We start from the raw sequence: 18919 nt of genomic DNA, 5'->3' as shown, positions 1-18919 counted from the left end.
ATGGTCACGGCGCCGGCCGGCGGGCCAGCGCGGCCAGCGCGGCCGCGATCCGCCCGGCCAGCTCGGCGTTGCGCAGCACCAGCCGCACGTTGACCGCGAGGGTGGCGCCCTCGCTGGCCCGGTGCAGGTGCTCGAGGACGAACGGGGTGACGGCCTTGCCGCGCACCCCGGCCTCCTCCGCCGCGGCCAGCGCGCCGGTGATCACCCGGTCGTGCAGCTCCGGGTCGAGCTGCTCGTCAGCCGGGAGCGGGTTGGCGACGACGACCGCGCCGGGGGACAGGTCGCGGCGGGCGGCGAAGACCGCGGCCGCCTGGGTGGCGTCGTCCACCGACCAGTCGATGGTGCAGCCGGAGTCAGCGACGTAGAAGCCGGGGAAGGTCCTCGTCCGGTAACCGACGACGGTCACCGACAGCGACTCCAGCCGCTCGAGGGTGGCCGGGACGTCGAGGATCGACTTCACCCCGGCGCAGACGACGACCAGCGAGGTGCGGGCCAGGGCCACCAGGTCCGCCGACTCGTCGAAGGTCTCCGTCGACTCCCGGTGCACCCCGCCCAGGCCGCCGGTGGCGAAGACCCCGATGCCGGCCCGGGCGGCCAGCAGGGCGGTGCTGGACACCGTGGTCGCCCCGCTCAGACCCAGGGCGGCAGCGACCGGCAGGTCGCGGACACCCAGCTTGGCCAGGTCGGGGTCGGCGCACACGCGGTCGACCTGCGCCGCGGTCAGCCCGACGTGCGGCACGCCGTCCAGGACGGCGATCGTCGCCGGCACCGCGCCGCCGGCCCGGACGGCGGCCTCCACCCGGTCGGCCGCCGCGCGGTTGTCCGGTCGGGGCAACCCGTGGGCGAGCAGCGTGCTCTCCAGAGCCACGACCGGCCGGCGCTCGGCGAGGGCCGCCTCGACCTCGGGGGACAGTTGGACGGCGAGCGGAGAGGGAGCGACGTGCACCCTGACATCATGGTGGGCGGGGGAGCCGCTCCCGGGGAGCGGCTCCCGGCACCTGTCCCCGCTGACCTCCAGGGAGCACCGCGTGAGCAGCACCGACCTCCTCGAGAAGCCCGACGTCCGCGAGGGCGACACCGGCAACGCCAACGAGGTCTTCCACTACGTGCGCAAGAACCAGATCGCCGAGAGCGCGGTCATGGGCACGCTGGTCGAGGCCCTCTGCGGCGAGGTCTTCCCGGTGACCAAGGCGCCGAAGCCCGGCAGCCCGGTGTGCCCGGCCTGCAAGGAGGTCTACGAGCAGCTCCGCAAGGACTGAGAAAGGACCCCCCGCCCCCCACCGCTCGCACGCTCGCGGCGGGACCCTGCAGGGGGCCGCCCGTCCTCCCCGCCCCTCGCAGGCTCGGTAGAAGGACCCCCCGCCCCCACCACTCGCACGCTCGCGGTGGGGCCCTGCAGGGGGCCGGGGACGGGGCCGGAGCCTTGGGAGGCCACGCTGGGGGAGGCGGCCGCGGAGCCCGGGCAGGGCTCAGCGCGGGTCGGGACGGCTCCCGGCCGCGGTGTCGGCCGGCGAGCCGACCATGTCGGTGCGGGCCCGCTCCAGCTTCGCCGCCCGCCGCAGCTGCCGGCGCCGCTGGTGCCGGCGCGCCGGCGCCGGCCAGCGCTCCTGGATGGTCGCGTTCAGCTCGGCGCCCAGCAGCACCGCCATGCCGAAGAAGAAGCAGAACAGCAGCGCGGCGATCGGGGTGGCCAGCGCCCCGTAGGGCAGCGTGGCGGTGAGGATGTCGGCGGTGTAGGCGCGGGTCCCCACCGCGGCGACGACGAAGAACGCCACCGCCAGCACGGTGCCCGGCAGGTGCCGCCACCAGGGCAGCCGGCGGGGCAGCACCACGGAGTAGAAGCTGGTCAGGGCCAGCCCCAGGCCGATCAGCACCAGCGGCGAGTAGACGGCGTTGACCAGCACCGTCGCGGTGGCCTGCCAGTCGGCCGGCAGCAGCGAGACCAGCAGCCCGCGGCCCAGCACCAGCAGCGGCAGGGTGAGCACCGCGAGCACCATGCCGACGACGAACAGCCACAGCGCCATCAGCCGGGTGCGGATGGGACCGCGCACGTCGCGCTGGTCGTAGGCGATGACGACGGTGTTCATGAACGTCGCCGTCCCCGAGGAGCCGGCCCACAGCGACAGCAGGAAGCCGACGCTCATCACGTCCAGCCGCCCCGAGCCCAGGATGTCGTTGAGCGTCGGCTGCACCAGCGAGTCGACCACGTCCGGCGTGAGGGCCTGCGTCGAGGCGCGGATCAGCTGGTCCTCGATCTGGGCGACCGAGTCCTCGCCGATGAAGGTGCCGAGGTAGCCCAGCGAGCCGAGCAGCCCGATGAGCAGGGGCGGCACGGAGAGGATCTGCCAGAACGCCGCCTCGGCCGACAGCCCCAGGATGCGGTCGTGCCAGGCCTTGGCCACGGTGCGGCCGAGCACCTGCAGCGGCACGCGCAGGAGCGCCGGCCAGCCCGCCAGCCGCGGCGGGGCGGCCGGCGGAGGCACGGCGGTGGCCCCCGAGGGGACGCCGGCACCGTCCGGGTCGCTCCCGGCGCGGGCCGGCGACCCTCCGGGCAGGACGGTGCTCACCGTTCCAGTGTGCACGTCGGGGTCGCCGCGGACCCGGGGCCGGGCCGGCCGCGCTCCGGCGTCCCGCGGTCGGGCGACCGGTCAGGCCGGCGTGCGCCGCCCCGGACGGCGTCCGCCCGGCGCGGAGCCCGGCGCCGGGACGGTGCCCTGGGGGGCGGGCGGCGCTGCGGGGGCGGGCACCGGGACGCAGCGGATCACCGGTTCGGCGGCGTACCGGGTCCGGAAGTCCTCCCGGCGGATCTCCGCGCCGCTGGCCGGGTCGTGGAACACCCGGGTGACGGTGATGTCGAAGCCGTCCGCGCCGGCCTGCGGGGTGCAGCTGCCGTCGTCGGGCTTGTCCTGGACCACCGGCGTGCGCACGTCGTACCGGTCGCTGCTGATCGACTCGACGTCGTAGCGCTTGGTGCCGTAGAAGGAGACGGTGAGCGAGCCGGGCGTCCACTGGGTGTCGACGAGGACGCCGGTGTCGCTGTCGTTGCGCCACTGCAGGTCGATCGAGTCGTAGTAGACCGTCGCCTCGCGGCCGGCCGGGTAGCGGCTGATGTAGTAGCTGTGCGGCTTGTGGTAGACGTCCTGGAGGCCGGCGAAGAAGACGGCGTTGAACATCGTGGTCGCGAACTGGCTGACCCCGCCGCCCACGGCCTCGGTGAACTCGCCGTTGGTGATGACGGCGGCCTCGACGTAGCCCTGCGCCGTGCCGCGGGGGCCGGTGTGGCCGTTGAGGCTGAAGGTCTCCCCGGGGCGGATCAGCGCCCCGTCGACCTCGGCGGCGACCACGCGGATGTTCGTGCCGCTCGCGGCGCTGGTGAAGTTCGTCGTGAAGGTGCTGATCTGCTCGCGGATGCCCAGCGCCTCGGCCTCGGCGGTGGTGAACCCGGGCTGCACCGGCCCCAGCTGCGCGGTGACGGTGCGCGGCGCGGACCGCGGCAGCACCTCCCGCAGCTGGCCGGCCAGTGCGGCCGGGTCGACGCCGGTGCCGTCCACCGCCGGGACGAGGGTGACCGCGCCGCCGGAGACCTCGAAGCGGGCGTCCTGCGCGGGGGTGCCGAACCCGGTGAAGTCCTCGCCCATCGCCGCCTGCAGGGCGGCCGGGTCGACGGCGACGGCGAGCTCCCCGCTCTCCTGCGGGGTGAACACCAGCGAGGCGGCGAGGGCGCTCACCGGGACCTCCACCGAGGTGCCGCCGTCCTGGCTGGTGACGGTCACCGGGGCGGCCAGGCCCGGGGTGACCGTCTCGTCGAGGACCCGCTGGGCCTCCTCGGCGTCCACCGACACCTCGGTCGTCTCGACCGGCAGCTCGATGGGGGTGGCCGGATCGCCGCCGGAGGCCAGCGCCGCGGTCACGGCGTCGGCCGCGCCCGCCCGGTCGAGGGTGCGCCCGGCCACCGGTTCCACGACGTGCGGCGTCGTCCCCTCGACGACGATGGTGGCGTCGACCGGTGCGCGGTCGACCTGCTCGGCGAGAGCATCGATCTGGGCGGTGAGCGCGGTCTCCTCGCCGGTGATGACCGGCGCCACCTCGCGGTCGGCGAACAGCGAGGTCACGCGGGTCCACGGGTCGAGCGGTTGCTGGGCCGCGGCGTCGACGGTGCCGTCGACGTCCAGCGTGGTGCCCGCGGTCGCGGGGGAGAGGGTGGCCTGCACGTCGTCGGCCACCATGACGTGGTCGGCGACGACCCGCGGGGCGAGCTCGGTCTCCAGCCGCTCGGCCGCGGCGGCGGGGGAGAGGCCGCCGACGTCGACGCCGGCCACGACCGTGTTGCGGGGGACGTCGTCGCCGGCCGCGAGCAGGTCGATGCCGTAGGCGGCGGCGAGCACGCCGACGGCGGCGACGGGGGCGAGCACCGCCGGACGGCGCCACCAGCGGCGCCGGGGCGGCCGCGGTCCGGCCGGCGTGGCGCTGCCGCCGGCGTCCGGGCGGGGGGCGGCGGGCCGGGCGTGCGGCTGCTCCGTCGCGACGACGGGAGCCGTCTCCCCGGAGTCGCCGGCGGGAGGCGGTGCCTCGCCGGGGGCGAAGCGGATGTCCCGGGTCTCCCCGTCGTCCTCGTCCGGTTCGGGGATGTCGTCGGCGGGCGCGGTGGGCGCCTCGACGGCGCCGGCACCACCCGCCACCGCGGCCGGGTCGGGGCCCTCGCCGTCCAGCGGGCCACGGTCGTGCGGCACGGGACGGGTGTCGTCGGACAGTGGCGGCGCACCGATCCGGGCGGTCTCGTCCTGCTGGCCGTCGGGCTGGGACATGGGGGGATCTCCGGGTCGCCGTCGACCGGGGGTCCCCGGGAACGACAGAGCCGCCGGCCCCTCGTCCCCGGCAGGCGGGGAGAGACGCCGGCGGCGTCGAGTGAGGGCTTCATCGCTGTGCGCGACGATAGCGCCTCCGTCAGTGGGTGAGGTGCTGCTCGCCGTCGGTCTCGATGATGTCGACGGCGATGTCGCGCAGCTTGCCCTCGTACTCGCGGGCGTGGTGCCCGCAGAAGACGAGGTCGCTGCCGCTGGCGAGGACCACCCGCACCTTGGCCAGCGCACCACAGCGGTCGCAGTGGAAGGGAACGACGAGGTCGTCGGCGGGCGGGGTCGTCGTCAGCGTCTCGGTCATCTGGGTCATCACTCGCTCTCTACCGCACGGACCCGCTCCTCGCGGATCGGCCTCCTGCACAGCGCCAGGATGCACCCCTCTGTTCCCGATCCTGCCGACCGGACGGTGGACTCGCCGGAGCGGTGAGGCCGGGTCGTCGATGCGGGTGGGCGGGTCAGCAGGGACGTCACTGCGTGGTGCTGGTCTGTCGTGTCGGGCTCGTCGTCTTCGTGCGCCGGTCAGTGTCCGGCTCGTGGGTCCGCTGCTGTCTTGACGTCCTCCACGCTACGCCGCTTACCCGGCACGTGACGGCGTACACGGTCCGGCCGGCCCCTGCGGGTGAGATCGTGACCATCCCGAGATGCGACGGCGCCGCCGTCCTCCGCGCGGACGGGGCACTCGGGGACCGAGCCCACCCGCGCACCGCTCGACGACGAGCGTGCGCCCCTCCACGTGGACGCCGACCGCTGATCGCCCCCTGGTGCAGGAGCAGGACGGAGCCGAGCCGGCCGTTGCGGAAGGCTCCGTTTCGAGGCGCGTGGCCGGCGACGGGCGCCCGGGCTGCGGTGCCTCGACTGGCTGGGGTCACGGCTGGCCGCGCAGCCACTCCGGAACGTCCTCGGCACCCCGCGCAGGGCGCGGTCCTCGCCGAGTCGGCAGGGATGGGTCAGCGACGGCAGCGAGCGGACGGCGAGCCCGGCTCACGCCGACGGCGCCCAGCGGTCCGCCAGCGGCCTGCGGTCGCTTTCGCCTGTGCGCGGGCTTCAGCCGGCCGTCCACACGATGTCATCGAGAGCGCGACGCGACCGGGTCAGCAGCTCTGCGGGCTCGGGATCGATGGAAGCGGCGAGGGCCGGGGGAAGGCGGCCGACGGCGGCCATGGTGGTGACCTCCCAGTGGCTGGGAACGGCGAACTCGGCGGCCAGGTCGGCCCGGTCGAAGGCCCGGAACTGCCGTACGTGCAGGCCCAGCGCCTGGGCTTGCACGGTCAGGTGGGCGACGGCTTGGCCGAGGTCGTAGACGGCGAACTCGGAGAACTCCCAGTCGGTGCCCTCGACGAAGCGGTGGGCCAGGTTGGCGATCAGCAGGCTGGCCGTCAGCGCCCAGGCCGCGGAGCTGCCGGCCAGGTGACGGACGAGGCGGCGGTGCGTCCGGTCACCGCGGCGGCCGACGATGAACGCCCACGGCTGGGAGTTGCCCGCCGACGGCGCCCACCGCGCCGCCTCGAGCAGCACCTCGACCTCGGCGGGGGAGGCCTCGTAGGCCGGATCGAAAGTCGTGGGACTCCACCGGCCGGCCAGCAGCGGATGCAGCACCGGGCCCTCGGGCTGGTCGTTCACCAGCTCAGCGTTCCACGGCGCCGAGCGAGACCGCACGGCCGTCGAACCGGGCCGACTGCGCAGGCGTGGCGTCGGCAGCCTGGCGTCGGCAGCCTGGCCTCGGCCGGGCGGTCGGCTGTCGGCGAGCTCGGGGCGGTCGGCCCACGGGGAGCGTGGGTGGGCCAGGCGGGCCAGTGACGCGACCCCGCACCTTCAGGCCTGCTCGCCCTGGTGCTCCGCTGTGGCAGAGCATCGCAGGAGGGCCGTGGCGGCGACTGCTGCTGCGGCCGAGGCGGCCAGCCAGCCGAGGGGTGTTCCCGTCAGGGGCAGCGCTGCGTCCCGGGTGGCTGTGGCGACGAGCAGGATGGCGGCCACGCCGAGGGCGGTGCCGAGTTGGGCGGCGGTGTTGAGAACCCCGGCGGCGGTGCCCTGGAGCGTCGGTGTCGTGTCGGTGCCCAGGGACGTGGCGGCCACCGAGGACAGCCCCATGCCCCGTCCGGAGACGCCCACGGCGGCGGACAGCACCCACGGACCGAGCCCCCACCACGGCGTCAACCCCGGGATGCCCGATCTATCCCCGCATTGAGGAACGCAGCACTAGGCGATCGGCGGGGCCGCGCTCCGCTGCTGCTCCAGGCGCTCGATGTGCTCGGCCAGGGACAGCTGCTGGCCGTGCACCTGCACGGGCGTGTCGAGGGCCGCGGCAACCTCGTCCGCGGCGGGTAGCGCCTGCTGTTCGGCGGGCGGCAGCGTGTCGTAGGTGTAGGTGGACACCGCCATCGGTTGGGCGGTGTTGCCCAGGGAGTACCGCACCACCCGCTCGTTGCGGTCGGCGCACAGCAGCAGCCCGACGGTCGGGTTGTGCTGCGGCTTGGCGATGAGGTCGTCGACGACGCTGACGTAGAAGCCGAGCTTGCCGGCGAACTCGGGTGCGAACTTGCCGACCTTGAGCTCGACGACGACGTAGCGCAGCTGCTCGACGTGGAAGAACAACAGGTCGATGAAGAACTCGTCGCCGTCGACGTCGAGGGGGACCTGCCGGCCGACGAAGGCGAACCCGCGGCCGAGCTCCATGAGGGTGTCCTGTAGCCGGTCCATCAGGGCCTGTTCTAGCTCCCGCTCGGCGACCTCGCCGGTCAGGCCGAGGAAGTCGAAGACGTACGGGTCCCTGGCCAGTTCGCGGGCCAGGTCGGAGTCGGCGGCGGGCAGACGGTCGGCGAAGTTCGACGGGGCTGCGCCGAGCCGCTGGTGGGTGCGGTTCTTGATCTGGTTGATCAGCACGGCCCGCGACCAGCCGTGCTCGGCGGCCGCGGCGGCGTACCAGTCCCGGGTCCGCTGATCATCGATTGCGTCCAGCAGCGTGCGCACATGACCCCACGGAAGTTGTCCCACAGCTTGTGGGACAACTTGAGCCTCCGGCCAAGCCTCAGCGAGAGCCCGCATGTAGTGCAGGTTGCTGCGGGACAGGCCGGTCATGTCGGGGAACTCGGCACGCAGGTCGGCGGCCAGCCGGTCGATGACCTTCGCGCCCCAGCCCTGCTGCTGCTGCCGGTCGAGGATGGTCCGACCGATCGTCCAGTACAGGCTGAGCAGCTCGGTGTTGACGCTCCGTCGTGCCCGCAGGCGGGCGGTGCGGACTTGCTGCTTGAGCTGCTCGAGCAGCGCGGCGTAGTCCTCGGGCAGCTGCAGCTCGGCGCCGGTCACAGGACTCATCGTGCCGTGGCTGTCCGTGGGCCTCCGACGGCGGCGGCGTCCTGATGCCGCTGGACGACTGCGGCTTCAGCCGCCGCTGCGGCTCGGTTCACGACCGCTTCGGTGTCTCATGGCTGGTGAACCTCGCACAGCAGCGAGGAGGAACGGCGAGCTGCGTCCGACCGTTCGCCGTTCATCACGGCTGAATACGACGCGCACGCCATGAGCGAGATGGTTCACCGTTGCCGTATGAGGTCCGGAGCGATGACCGTCCCCACTTCGCTCAAAGTGAGGGCCGTCCGTTTCCTGTAGGGCGCCGCATTCAATCTGGTGCAGGGTGAGGCCGCTGGGGTCAACATCTCGCGAACCGTCCAGTCGCAGTCGGTGAAGGCGATCGTGTCGCCGATGGGCAGCGGCTCGCCGAGCATCCAGTTCAGGGCAGCGAGCTCAGGCCGGTCGACAGCCGGGCGTGGCGGGCAATCTTGGCCGGGGCGAGGACGGAGATGACATCTTTCGCCGGCACGTGGAGTAGGGCCGCGGGAACGGTCAGCTCGGCCTTATCCCCCCGGATGACGCGGCCGTCGTCCAGTGCCAAATGAGCGAGGGCGAGAAGGAAGGTCAGTACAAGTGCTCGGTGCGCCGGCCGTCGCGGGTGCCCAGCGCGTCGGGGTCATCGGCGGCCGGCCCGGGCGACGGCGCGTCGGCCTCGGTGAGCTCGCGCAGGGTGTGGTCGGCGGGCCCGCGGGTTAGGGTGCGCTCGCGGGCCCGGAGCCGCGCGGGCACGGTCTCGGTCGGGTGGCTGAGCAGGTAGGTCCGCGGCGCACCGCCCGAGTCGGACCGTCCGCACCGGATCCGCCGCGGACCGACGGGCCGCGTAGCGGCGCACGGCGCTGCGGCCGAGCAAGTCCTCGGCCTGCGGGTGGGCGTCGGCGCACAGAAGCTCGCGGACCGCGGCGAGGTGGGCGGCGAGCTGAAGGGCGGTGCGTGCGCGGTACGACAGCCCCAGCATGGTCCAAGGCACGGACAGGATCCCGACGAGCGACCCGCAGTCGGCCCGGGCGCGGCACCCATCCTTCGTACGCTCAATGACTTGAGGTGCCATGGGGAGGTTCGTCGGGATGACACGCAGCATGTCGCGCAGGGCCAAGGAGCAGCGCCGCCGGCGCGTCCAGGCCCACCAGTAGCAGGCGAAGCGCCGCCGCCAGCGGCTCGAGGAGATCGCGCAGCTCGCTGCGGCAACCACCGCCGAGGACTACGAGCGGATGATTGGCCAGGTCGTCGGAGCGCCGCTGACCGCCGAGGAGGAGGCCGGTCCCGCCTCCATCGGCATCGTGCGGGGCATGTGGCGCAACTCGCCGGTCGAGAACGCGCACACCGGCAGCGAGCTGAACCGGATCTCCGACGGTGAGATATTCGCCGCGAACGTCGCCCTGACCCGGCTCTCCCTCGAGCGCTACCGCCCGACCGGCGGCACCGACTGGCAGGCGCTGTTCGACGCCGTGACCGACCCTGACCGGGTCCGCGCCGGGAACCGGACCACCGGCGACCTGGTCGATGAGCTGTACGAGGAGTGGTACGAGCACGCCGCGCGGGCTACCGACGGGCTGTGGTCGGCCGAGGAGCGCTACGGCGCCCGCCAAGCGCACCTGATGCTGGTCCTCGGCGGCGTCGGCGAGCAGTGGCGGGGCGCCCCGTGGTGGCCCGACTGCGTCGCCGAGTTCGCCCGCGAGCATCCCAGCCAATTCACCGTCGAGGAACTGCGGCTGCTGGTGGAGGCCCCGGACGCGCTGGGACCGGAGACGCTGGAGCGCGCGGTTGACGCCGGGATCGGGTTCACCCGCGGGTTCGACGTGTGGCGCAGCCGCCGGGGCTGAGCCCCCGGACGGTGTGCACGGTGCGGGCAGGCGGTCAGACCAGAGCCGACTCCCGGACCCCGGAGGTGCGGGTCTCGGCGAGGGAGTCGACGAGGTCGGCCTCGGTGTGCATCACGATCTGGTGGCCCTTCCCCCGCCAGCGCCGCGCCGACAGCGTCGAAGCCGGTTGAGGCCTACCTCGCACGTGCTAGGCGTGCCGCGTCCGTCGCCGGCCGTGAGGTCCGTTCAGCGCCGCTGCCGACTGTAGTGCTCCCACCGATACGGGGCTGCCGGAGGCTCGCCGACGTAGGTGCGCCAGACGTCGCCGTCGACGCGGGCCTCACGGGGCTCGCGGTGGGTGTTGCAGGAGGCGCACAGCAGCCCCCGGACAAGGCCGGTGGTCCAGTCGTGATCGACGTGTTCCGGCTGCCGCAGCAGCCTGACCGGGAGCGGGCCGCCGAAGGTGTGCACCCAGTGGTGCCAGCGTATCGAGCACATCGCGCAGCGCCCGGCCTGCCGGGCGTAGAGGATCGCCCACACCACCTCCCGTGGCGGTTGCGTCCCCGGCGGCGGGACGGTGACGTCGGCCGGGGCCGGCAGCGGGGTCAGTGACGGGTGCACCCACCGCCATCCGCTGCCGGCCGGGGGGTCAGGCTGCAGCGACCCCGCGTTAGCCAACCACGGCGCGGCGTAGGTCACCCACGTCGCCCACGCCGCGTCGTCCGACGGTTCAGACGTCCACGTGCGGCGCAGCCGGGGCAGGGTCAAGTCCGGGGCCAACGCCGACCCGCCGAAGAACCGGCGCTGGTCATCGGGCACGTCCATGGCGGCGGCGCTGTACCCGCAGACACCGAACCCGCTGGTGGCCAGCCGCGGCATGACGGCAAGCCCTGCGGCCACCATGTTTCGGATGAAGTCGGCCTCCGACCAGGCGTCCCCCGCCGCCGCGCGCACCCGCAGCTCGACACAGTGCCGCTGAATCTGATCCCAGCCCATCCGCCTGGCGATCTCCAGCTCCCTGCGGGTGCCGCTGCGGCGGGCCGGTGCCGACGTCGGGCTCCGCGGCAGCACCGGCTCCAGCGGCTGATTGAGCCAGTCGGACACCGCGGCGGCCCGGAGGTAGAACGCGTCGATCACCGCGTGTGCGACGTCCTCGCCAGGGGAGCGGAGGAGCAGCAATGCCGTCAGGACACGCTCCACCTGACCGTCGTCGTCCTCCAAGCCTTCGGCCAGCACGTCCACGACGCCGAGCAGCAGGTGGCGCTCCTCCTCGATCAGCAGGCCGTGCTCGACCAACGTGCCCAACCCCAGGTCCCACCCCGTCCACTCATCCAGCCCGAAGCGGAAGGTGTTGCGCACCCGGTCGGCGAGCATCAGCACCCGCAGACCGCAGGCGGCGCAGAGCAGGGGGGTGTCCCGGTGCGGGCAGATGCCGAGGGCAACGGTAATGAGCAGCGCCCGCAGCATGCCATCGACGCACTCGACGAACCCGGGATAGCAGGTGCCGCAGCACGCGTGCTTGACCGGCGACAGTGCGCCCGGCGGCCGGGCCGGGTCATCGAGGTCTCCCAACCACACCCGTTCCTGAGGCTGCGCCATGGCCGCTGCTGACGCCGGCGGAGTTCCTGCGCCGGGTCGTCTGCGGCCGTCGGTGGTCATGGACCGGGACGCTAGAGGCAGCTACCGACACGAGCGGGGCTACGGCCCGTCCCGGGGCAGCCGCCCGCGCCTGGCCGGTAGCCGGCCCCAGCCGTGCCGGTGGCCGCTCTCGAGGGTGACCTCGGCAGACGGGGACGATGGCCGCGCCGTACGCGACGAGCCGAACTCAAGCTGGCGTCGACGTCGCGGTCGGAGCATGGCCAGAGCTGGACCCACCCACTCAGACGGTAGCCGGTGTCGTCACAGGCAAAGGACCGACTCCACCTCATCCGGCAAAGGCACAACGAGAGCGACTGGCGGGCGCGATGGTCGCGCTCGGCAGCCCAGCCAGACATCTGGACCAGCACCGGTGTGCATGCACCACTGCGGCTGACGATCCGGCAACCGCCCGGTCCCCGTGCACGAACTCGGCGAATCCATGCGTGGTCCCGCCTACGACCTGCATGTACAGGTCAGAAGGCGGCCAGCGATCAATCGAGGTAGTCGCGCAGCACCTGGGAGCGGCTCGGGTGGCGCAGCTTCGACATGGTCTTGGACTCGATCTGCCGGATCCGCTCCCGGGTGACCCCGTAGACCTGGCCGATCTCGTCCAGGGTGCGCGGCTGACCGTCGGTGAGGCCGAAGCGCAGCCGGACGACGCCCGCCTCCCGCTCGGAGAGGGTCTGCAGCACGCTGGTCAGCTGGTCCTGCATGAGGGTGAAGCTGACCGCGTCGACCGCGACGACCGCCTCGGAGTCCTCGATGAAGTCGCCGAGCTGACTGTCGCCCTCGTCGCCGATGGTCTGGTCGAGGCTGATCGGCTCCCGGGCGTACTGCTGGATCTCCAGCACCTTGTCCGGGGTGATGTCCATCTCCTTGGCCAGCTCCTCCGGAGTCGGCTCGCGGCCGAGGTCCTGGAGCAGCTCGCGCTGGATGCGGCCGAGCTTGTTGATGACCTCGACCATGTGCACCGGGATGCGGATGGTGCGGGCCTGGTCGGCCATCGCGCGGGTGATCGCCTGGCGGATCCACCAGGTGGCGTAGGTGGAGAACTTGTAGCCCTTGGTGTAGTCGAACTTCTCCACCGCGCGGATCAGGCCGAGGTTGCCCTCCTGGATGAGGTCCAGGAACGCCATGCCGCGGCCGGTGTAGCGCTTGGCCAGGGAGACCACCAGGCGGAGGTTGGCCTCCAGCAGGTGGTTCTTGGCCCGCTCGCCGTCCCGGACGATCCAGTTGAGGTCGCGGCGTACCTGCGGGGAGAGCTTCTGGCTCTCCTCGTCGGCCTGGCGCAGCCGCTCGGCGCCGTAGAGACCGGCCTCGATCCGCTTGGCGAGGTCGACCTCCTCCTCCGCGTTGAGCAGCGCGACCTTGCCGATCTGCTTGAGGTACGCGCGGACGGAGTCGGCCGAGGCGGTGAGCTCGGCGTCCTTGCGGGCCTGGCGGAGGGCCTCGGACTCCTCCTCGTCGTCCCACTCGAAGTCGCCGGCCTCGGCCTCGTCGACGCCGGGCTCGGCGTCGGCGACGCCGTCGGGGCCGGCCACCACCGTCTCGTCGAGCTTGAGCCCCTCGCCTCCGGCGTCGATCACCGCGAGCGCGGAGTCGTCGGTGGCGACGGCGCTCAGCACGGCGCCCTCGCTGCTGCCCGGCGACGGGGTGATGCTCGGCTTGGCGCGGGTGCCCTCGACGGCGGTGGTCTTCGCCGCGCTCTTGGCTCCGGCCTTCGTGCGGGCGGGGGCCTTGGCCGGTGCTGGCTGGTCGGCGGGCACTCAGGTTCCTTCCCGTGCGGGGTCCGTTCCCCGGGGACGTCGGGTCTCCGGGCAGCGGCCTCGGCCGACGTCCGGAGCGACGGGTCCCGACCGGCAGACCGGGTTTGACCGGTGTGGATGCGGGGGATCCCTGTCAGCTGGGAGCGACGGAGCGAGGCATTCCCATTGTAACGACGCGTCTGCGCGAATCCACCGGTCAGCGGCGGTCGGGTCCACCCGCGGGGGACGGGACGCCCGATCCAGGAGCGTTCTCACTCTCCGTGGCGAACCGGCCGCGCGGACGTACCGGGGACGGCGGGTGACCGCGGGCCGTCACTGACCGATGCGCTCCGCTGCCGCCAGGGCCGCGCCGACGATGCCGGCGTCGTTGAGCAGCTGCGCGGGGACGACGGGGGTGCGGGTGGACAGCAGCGGCACCCACTTGTCCGCCTTCTTGCTCACCCCGCCGCCGACGATGATCAGGTCGAGCCACAGCCCGGCCTCGAGGACGTCGAGATAGCGGTCCACCCGCTTGGCCCACTTGGGGTAGCTGAGCTCCTCGCGCTCCCGAGCGGCGGCCGAGGCCTTCTTCTCGCCGTCGTGGCCGTCGACCTGGATGTGCCCGAACTCGGTGTTGGGCACGAGGACACCGTCGGTGAACAGGGCGCTGCCGATGCCGGTGCCGAAGGTCAGCATGAGCACCACGCCCCGCTGGTCCCGGCCGGCGCCGTAGCGCATCTCGGCCAGGCCCGCGGCGTCGGCGTCGTTGAGGGTCTGCACGCCGTCCGGGACGTGCTTCTCCAGCCCCTGCGCGACGTCGGTGCCCAGCCAGCTCTTGTCCACGTTGGCCGCGGTGTGCGCGACCCCGCCCTTGAGCACGCCGGGGAAGGTGACGCCGATGCGCCCCTCCCACTCGAAGTGCCGCACGATCTGCGCCACCACCTCGTAGACCGGTTCGGGGACCGCGGGCTGAGGCGTCTCGATGCGCAGCCGCTCCCCGTGCAGTTCGCCCTTGTCGAGATCGACCAGGCAGCCCTTGATCCCGCTACCACCGATGTCCACTCCGAAGCCGAGCACGCGGCCAGGGTAGTGACCTGAGCAGCTCGCGCCAGACCCGTTCGTGCAGGATCGCGACGTGACCGCCGCTCCGGACCCCGCCGCTCTGCTCGACCTCGCCGTCACCACCGCGCGGGAGGCCGCGGACCTGGTGGCGCGCGGCCGCGCCTCGGCCGGCGACCGGGTGGACGTGAAGTCCAGCCCGGTCGACCTGGTCACCGCCGTGGACCGGGCCTGCGAGGAGCTCGTCGTCTCCCGGCTCCTGGGCGCCCGGCCGGACGACGGGCTGCTGGGGGAGGAGGGCGGCGAGCGCGGCGGGACCAGCGGGGTGCGCTGGGTCGTCGACCCGATCGACGGCACCACCAACTTCGTCTACGGCCTGCCCGCCTACGCGGTCTCCATCGCCGCCGAGGTGGACGGGCAGGTGGTGGCCGGCGTCGTGCTCAACGCCGCCACCGGCGAGCTCTGGTCGGCGACGGCCGGCGGGGGCGCGCACCTGACCGTCCTCGGCGCCGACCCGGTCCGGCTCACCGGCAGCTGTCCCGCGTCGCTGGGGCAGTCGCTGGTCGCGACCGGCTTCGGCTACCGGGCCGAGCAGCGCCGCGCCCAGGCCGCCGTGGTCGCCGAGCTCCTGCCCGTCGTCCGGGACATCCGGCGGTACGGCTCGGCCGCCCTCGACCTGTGCACCGTGGCGGCGGGGCGGGTGGACGCGTACTACGAGCTGCACCTGAACCGGTGGGACTTCGCCGCGGGTGCGCTGGTGGCCGCCGAGGCGGGGACCGTGGTCACCGGTCTGCCGGGCCGGCCGTTCGCCGAGCCGATGGCGATCGCGGCCGCGCCGTCGGTCGCCGACGAGCTCGTCGCGCTGCTGGACCGGCTGCACACCCGCTGATCCGGATTCCGCGCAGCGGTGCTCACCAGGAGTGCGGCCCCCTCCAGGGCCTCCCCGGGCACGGCCCCTCCCTGGCATCCTGAGTCCGGCCCCGCCCCGGGTCCCACCGGCCCCCTGCAGGTAGGAGGACCCCGTCCCCCTCACCCCCCACTGCTCGCAGGCTCGCAGCGGGACCCTGCAGAGGGGCCGGCGGTACCCGGGAGGGGGGCTGGAGCGGGGGTAGGGGTCCTCTTCTCCGAAGGGTGGGGGGAAGGACGGGGTCCCTTCCTCAGCAGGCGGCTGCGGCGCTGGAGACCGTGCTGAGCGCGGCGGAGACCTGCTCCGGGGTGGAGAGGCTGTCGGGGAAGACGAAGTCCGGGCCGATCGCCAGGTCGACCTGGGCGGTCGCGCGGGTGTCGAGGTAGTCCCCGGCGCCGCGGACGAACAGGCCGAGGTAGGCGGCGGCAGCGTTGCCGCGCGGGCCGTGCCGGATCTCGCCGACCCCGGTGACGTCGCGGTCGGTGGGGTCGTTGGCGATCTCCTCGACGACGAAGCCGCGGTTCTGCAGCTCGGCGGCGACCGTCTGGGCCAGGCCGGCGGTGTCGGTGGCGTTGAAGACCCGCACCGACAGGGTGCTCGGGTCCAGCGACGGCGGAGCCGCCGACGCGGTGGTGCACGCCGCCTCCTGCGCCGCGTCGTGCCGCTGCTCGTCCTGGAGCACGTTCCACCACACGGCGAGCGCGGCCAGGGCCAGGACCAGCAGGAAGATCAGCGGTGGGATGGGCCGCCGGCCGCTGCGCGGACGCACCGCGGGACGGTCGGTGGGCGGCGCGCTCACGGGCTGGTCCCCCTCGGTCGCTGGCGGTCGGGCGGAGTCTAGGGCGGCACCGCAGCGCTAGATCGCACCGTCGTCCAGGGCGGCGCGTCCCAGCTCCACGCACGGGTCGATACGCTCGGCATAGCCGGAGGTGTCCTTGCCCGCCATCGCGCCGGCCGCCGACCGGGCCACGATGCCGGCGACGATCGCGGCGAACTTGAAGTAGGCGAACCCGACGTACCAGGGCAGGTCGGACAGGTCAAGCCGGCTGCGCGCCGCGTAGCGCTCGGCGACCTCGGCCCGGGTCGGGAACCCGGGCAGCGTGGTCACCGGGCTGAGCGCGACCGGGTTGTCCTCCCCGGCCTGCGGCCAGTAGACGAAGAGCATCCCGAGGTCGGCCAGCGGGTCGCCGAGCGTCGACATCTCCCAGTCCAGCACGGCCCGGACCCGGCCGGGGGTGTCGGGGTCGAGCAGGCAGTTGTCCAGCCGGAAGTCGCCGTGCACGACCGCGTCGCGCTGGGTCTGCGGCACCGTCTCGGCCAGCCGGGCGGCCAGCGCGTCGAGGCCCGGCCGGTCGCGGTCGCGGGTGGCGTCCCACTGCTGGGTCCAGCGGCGCACCTGCCGGGCCATGAACCCCGCGGGCCGGCCGAAGTCGCCCAGGCCGACCGCCGGGTAGTCGACCGAGTGCAGGTCGGCCAGGACGTCGACCAGCCCCTCGCCGATCCGCCGCCGCTGGGTCGGTTCGTCGGCGTACCCCGGCGGGATGCGGTCCACCACGTGCAGCCCCACCACGCGCTCCATCACGTAGAACGGGGCGCCGAGCACCGACGGGTCGGTGCACAGGTGCAGCGTCCGCGGCACCGGGACCGGCGTCGACCCCAGCGCGGAGATGACCCGGTGCTCGCGGGCCATGTCGTGCGCCGTGGCCAGCACCGCACCGGTCGGCGGGCGTCGCAGGATCACCGGGTCGCCGCCGTGCTCCGGGGTGACGACGTAGGTGAGGTTGGACATGCCCGCGGCGATGAGCTCGACGCGCACCGAGCGCCAGCGGTCGTCACCGAGGACGGAGGCCAGGTAGGGGCCGACGACGGTCGGATCAGCACCCACGGGAGTCGACACGGGCGCAGGGTAACCTCTGGCGCTCCGCACCCCGACCTCCCCGATGCGGCACCGATGTGTTCGTCCCGCCGCGGCGGGCACAAACGGGGACCGCGCGACGTTGGGGGGTCCGCCGGTCAGACCGCGCCGGGAGCCCCGCCGTCCGCCGGTGGGTCGGTCGGTGCGGCCGAACGGCACCGGCCGGTGCCCGCGCAGGCGGGTCGCCGGCCCCCCGACCACGGTCGCCCCGGTGACCGGTCAGGACGGCGACCCCCGGTGCCGCCGACAGACGATGCGGGCCCGGCGCCCGCGTGAACCCCGGAGGAGGGGCACACCCCATGGCCACCGACTACGACGCCCCACGCCGCAACGAAGCCGACGAGCTCGGCGAGGACTCGCTCGAGGAGCTCAAGGCGCGGCGGGCCGAGGCCCAGTCCTCGTCGGTCGACGTCGACGAGACCGACTTCAACGAGAACCTCGAGCTGCCCGGCGCGGACCTGTCCAACGAGGAGCTGACCGTCCGCGTGCTGCCCAAGCAGGAGGACGAGTTCACCTGCTCGCGCTGCTTCCTCGTGCAGCACCGCAGCCGGCTCGCCACCACCCGCGGCGACCAGCTGTTCTGCCGCGACTGCGCCGCCTGAAGAAGGACCCCGTCCTCCCCACCCTTCGCAAGCTCAGGGCGGGGCCCGGGACGGGGCCGATTGAGCGCCCTCAACGGAGGAGGAGTCGATGACCGAGCACCCGCAGCGCACCGGCCCGGCGCGGGAGGTCCCGACGCCGCGGCCGGTGCTGTCCGGCACGGCCGGTGAGCGCACCACCGCCGCGGCCGACGAGAGCCCGCTCGGGCGCGCCGGCCGGCTGCTCGCGGACGCCGTGTCCGGGCTGCTGGGCGGGCCCGCGGGTGGTCCCGCCGGTCCGGCCTCCGACGAGGGACGCCGGTCGGCCGCCGCGACGCTGCGCGACGTGGTCACGGCGCTCGCAGCGGCGGCCGGGTCCCGCACCCCCCGGGGAGCCGACCGTCGGCGCGGCTCTGCCGTCGACGACCCGGGCCGCACACCGGGCGCCCTGCTGGGCGACCTGCTCACCGCCGCCGCACCCCGGCTGCCGATCCGGGACGCGCGGCGGCTGCGCGCGGCGTACCCCGGCGCTGCCGACGAGGAGATCGCCGACGCCCTGGTCGCCCGGGCCGGCCGGCTCACCGCCGGCATCGGCGCGGCGGCCGGCGGGCTGTCGGCCGCCTCCTGGTTCGCCCCGCCGTCGCTGCTGGCGCTGCCCCTGGAGCTCGGCGCGGAGACGGTGCTCACCGCCGCGGTCGAGGTCGTCCTGCTCGGCGAGCTGCACGAACTCTGGGGGCGGCCGGCTCCGGGTGACGCCCGCGACCGCGCGCTGGCCTACCTGTCCAGCTGGTCGACGCAGCGGGCGGTCGACGGCTCGGTCTCCCCGGGCCTCGGCGCGCTGCTGAGCACCGCGGGACTGCGCGCCCTGCGCCGCCGGGTGACCCGGCGCATGGCCCGCAGCGTCCCGGTGGCCGCGCCGTTCCTCGTCGGGGCGGCCCTGGGCGGGCGCACCAACCGCAGGGCCACCGAGGCGCTGGCCGCCCGCGTCCTCGACGACCTGCGCGGGCGGCGCACCTGAGGGACCGTCCTGGTAGGAGGACGAGGCCCAGGAGGGGGTCAGGCTCGGGGACGCCG

The 18919-nt window shown here is 74.0% G+C and carries 19 protein-coding genes; 5 read left to right on the top strand and 14 right to left on the bottom strand.

Annotation, left to right across the window (positions count from 1 at the left end):
• Window positions 1-4 precede the first annotated feature (4 nt).
• Window positions 5-946: a pseudouridine-5'-phosphate glycosidase gene (locus DQ238_RS00225; RefSeq protein WP_199506036.1), complete on the bottom strand. Its 942-nt coding sequence runs from the start codon at window positions 944-946 to the stop codon at window positions 5-7.
• An 82-nt stretch (window positions 947-1028) separates the two neighbouring features.
• Here DQ238_RS00225 and DQ238_RS00220 point away from each other — a divergent pair, with 82 nt between their 5' ends.
• Complete coding sequence (locus DQ238_RS00220) at window positions 1029-1259, top strand: DUF3039 domain-containing protein (protein WP_113779304.1); 231 nt, start codon at window positions 1029-1031, stop codon at window positions 1257-1259.
• A gap of 210 nt (window positions 1260-1469) precedes the next feature.
• Here DQ238_RS00220 and DQ238_RS00210 read toward each other — a convergent pair whose 3' ends face one another.
• From DQ238_RS00210 to DQ238_RS22610, 7 genes are all read right to left on the bottom strand, one after another.
• Complete coding sequence (locus tag DQ238_RS00210) at window positions 1470-2567, bottom strand: YihY/virulence factor BrkB family protein (RefSeq protein ID WP_113779303.1); 1098 nt, start codon at window positions 2565-2567, stop codon at window positions 1470-1472.
• Between the two features lie 81 nt (window positions 2568-2648).
• Entirely contained in the window at window positions 2649-4805 is a 2157-nt protein-coding gene (locus DQ238_RS00205; RefSeq protein ID WP_113779302.1) for a VanW family protein, read from the bottom strand.
• A gap of 139 nt (window positions 4806-4944) precedes the next feature.
• Complete coding sequence (locus DQ238_RS00200; protein ID WP_113779301.1) at window positions 4945-5169, bottom strand: hypothetical protein; 225 nt, start codon at window positions 5167-5169, stop codon at window positions 4945-4947.
• Window positions 5170-5903: 734 nt separating this feature from the next.
• Window positions 5904-6479: a nitroreductase family protein gene (locus tag DQ238_RS00195; protein ID WP_113779300.1), complete on the bottom strand. Its 576-nt coding sequence runs from the start codon at window positions 6477-6479 to the stop codon at window positions 5904-5906.
• A gap of 192 nt (window positions 6480-6671) precedes the next feature.
• Window positions 6672-6983 (bottom strand): hypothetical protein, encoded by a 312-nt coding sequence (locus DQ238_RS00190; RefSeq protein ID WP_113779299.1) that lies wholly within the window; start codon window positions 6981-6983, stop codon window positions 6672-6674.
• 72 nt (window positions 6984-7055) lie between these two features.
• On the bottom strand, window positions 7056-8171 hold the full coding sequence (locus tag DQ238_RS00185; protein ID WP_113779298.1) for a YhcG family protein: 1116 nt from the start codon (window positions 8169-8171) through the stop codon (window positions 7056-7058).
• Window positions 8172-8768: 597 nt separating this feature from the next.
• Window positions 8769-8933, bottom strand: a complete 165-nt coding sequence (locus tag DQ238_RS22610) for a hypothetical protein (protein WP_158550663.1) — start codon at window positions 8931-8933, stop codon at window positions 8769-8771.
• Between the two features lie 479 nt (window positions 8934-9412).
• Here DQ238_RS22610 and DQ238_RS00175 point away from each other — a divergent pair, with 479 nt between their 5' ends.
• A complete protein-coding gene (locus DQ238_RS00175; protein ID WP_113779296.1) occupies window positions 9413-10024 on the top strand; it encodes a hypothetical protein in 612 nt (203 codons plus the stop codon).
• A 34-nt stretch (window positions 10025-10058) separates the two neighbouring features.
• Here the strand turns inward: DQ238_RS00175 and DQ238_RS22605 are convergent, their stop codons facing one another.
• The 4 genes from DQ238_RS22605 to ppgK all read right to left on the bottom strand — a co-directional run bounded on the left by DQ238_RS22605 (window position 10059) and on the right by ppgK (window position 14463).
• Entirely contained in the window at window positions 10059-10208 is a 150-nt protein-coding gene (locus tag DQ238_RS22605; protein ID WP_158550662.1) for a hypothetical protein, read from the bottom strand.
• A gap of 41 nt (window positions 10209-10249) precedes the next feature.
• Window positions 10250-11602 (bottom strand): endonuclease domain-containing protein, encoded by a 1353-nt coding sequence (locus DQ238_RS00170; protein WP_113779295.1) that lies wholly within the window; start codon window positions 11600-11602, stop codon window positions 10250-10252.
• 530 nt (window positions 11603-12132) lie between these two features.
• Window positions 12133-13407 (bottom strand): RNA polymerase sigma factor, encoded by a 1275-nt coding sequence (locus DQ238_RS00165; protein WP_113779294.1) that lies wholly within the window; start codon window positions 13405-13407, stop codon window positions 12133-12135.
• A gap of 312 nt (window positions 13408-13719) precedes the next feature.
• Window positions 13720-14463, bottom strand: coding sequence for a polyphosphate--glucose phosphotransferase (gene ppgK, locus DQ238_RS00160; RefSeq protein ID WP_113779293.1), 744 nt, complete (start codon window positions 14461-14463; stop codon window positions 13720-13722).
• Between the two features lie 58 nt (window positions 14464-14521).
• Here ppgK and DQ238_RS00155 point away from each other — a divergent pair, with 58 nt between their 5' ends.
• Window positions 14522-15334, top strand: a complete 813-nt coding sequence (locus tag DQ238_RS00155) for an inositol monophosphatase family protein (RefSeq protein WP_113779292.1) — start codon at window positions 14522-14524, stop codon at window positions 15332-15334.
• A 268-nt stretch (window positions 15335-15602) separates the two neighbouring features.
• Here DQ238_RS00155 and DQ238_RS00150 read toward each other — a convergent pair whose 3' ends face one another.
• Both DQ238_RS00150 and DQ238_RS00145 read right to left on the bottom strand, forming a co-directional pair.
• On the bottom strand, window positions 15603-16151 hold the full coding sequence (locus tag DQ238_RS00150) for a LytR C-terminal domain-containing protein (protein WP_113779291.1): 549 nt from the start codon (window positions 16149-16151) through the stop codon (window positions 15603-15605).
• A 57-nt stretch (window positions 16152-16208) separates the two neighbouring features.
• Window positions 16209-17249: a phosphotransferase family protein gene (locus tag DQ238_RS00145; RefSeq protein ID WP_113779290.1), complete on the bottom strand. Its 1041-nt coding sequence runs from the start codon at window positions 17247-17249 to the stop codon at window positions 16209-16211.
• A gap of 317 nt (window positions 17250-17566) precedes the next feature.
• On the opposite strand from DQ238_RS00145, the gene DQ238_RS00140 reads away from it, so the two are divergent.
• Window positions 17567-17869: a DUF4193 domain-containing protein gene (locus DQ238_RS00140; protein ID WP_113779289.1), complete on the top strand. Its 303-nt coding sequence runs from the start codon at window positions 17567-17569 to the stop codon at window positions 17867-17869.
• Window positions 17870-17957: 88 nt separating this feature from the next.
• Window positions 17958-18863: a hypothetical protein gene (locus DQ238_RS00135; protein WP_113779288.1), complete on the top strand. Its 906-nt coding sequence runs from the start codon at window positions 17958-17960 to the stop codon at window positions 18861-18863.
• Window positions 18864-18919 lie beyond the last annotated feature (56 nt).

It is taken from the genome of Geodermatophilus sp. TF02-6 (genome assembly GCF_003319115.1).
Classification (GTDB): domain Bacteria; phylum Actinomycetota; class Actinomycetes; order Mycobacteriales; family Geodermatophilaceae; genus Geodermatophilus.
This window is presented reverse-complemented; position numbering and strand designations above follow the sequence as displayed.